Origin of the sequence: Pseudoalteromonas peptidolytica, assembly GCF_012641745.1 — a bacterium.
Classification (GTDB): Bacteria; Pseudomonadota; Gammaproteobacteria; order Enterobacterales; family Alteromonadaceae; genus Pseudoalteromonas; species Pseudoalteromonas peptidolytica.
Genome location: NZ_WEHZ01000096.1, coordinates 1 through 584 on the forward strand (window position 1 = coordinate 1; position 584 = coordinate 584).

Sequence of the window (584 nt, forward strand, 5' to 3'; positions counted from 1 at the left end):
CGATCAACTGCTTGTAACTCATGGTAACTACTCTTGTTTTTTGGCGATTACAGAGTACCACCAACAGGCAGTTGATCTCTCCTCACCGATTAACCATGAGTGGTGCACTTATTATCTGAATTCGGGGTCTGTTTTGAGGCGAGAAAATCTTGTCGATAGCTCCGCTACCGCGTCCTGCTATCGCTAAGGTACCTACATCCATATAGGCAAGGTAAAAATTTTGCTGTTTAGTTGTTCTAAATAAGAAGTTTTAATGCTGTTAGCGTCAGATTTACTCCTTCAAATTGAGCAAGTATTAAGTCAAATTGGTATTAATATAATAAGGAAATATCCAATGAAGAAAGCTATTTTACTTCCCCTGTTGCTTTTAGCCGGTACTGCGCAAGCAAAATTTGTTACTTGCACTGATGAAATTGATAGTATTTATATGCACAGTGATGGTGTTGCTTGGATAACACCCAGGGGCGGAGCATACTTTGATTACTTATAAACCAAAGAGTACCTGTGCCCTAAATTTGTCGTTCCAGCCAGCGGTTTTCAATTTGCTGCGTTGACTCGGTAAGCCGCATTCACACTGCTTGAGC

General features: G+C 40.8%; 2 protein-coding genes. Both read left to right on the forward strand.

Annotated elements, in window-relative coordinates; translation table 11 throughout:
* Positions 1-187, forward strand: a 187-nt coding sequence (locus F9Y84_RS22015) for a hypothetical protein (RefSeq protein WP_211091715.1), incomplete at its 5' end; no start/stop codon positions are given.
* Between the two features lie 66 nt (positions 188-253).
* Positions 254-490: a hypothetical protein gene (locus F9Y84_RS21885; RefSeq protein WP_168756807.1), complete on the forward strand. Its 237-nt coding sequence runs from the start codon at positions 254-256 to the stop codon at positions 488-490.
* Positions 491-584: the final 94 nt, after the last annotated feature.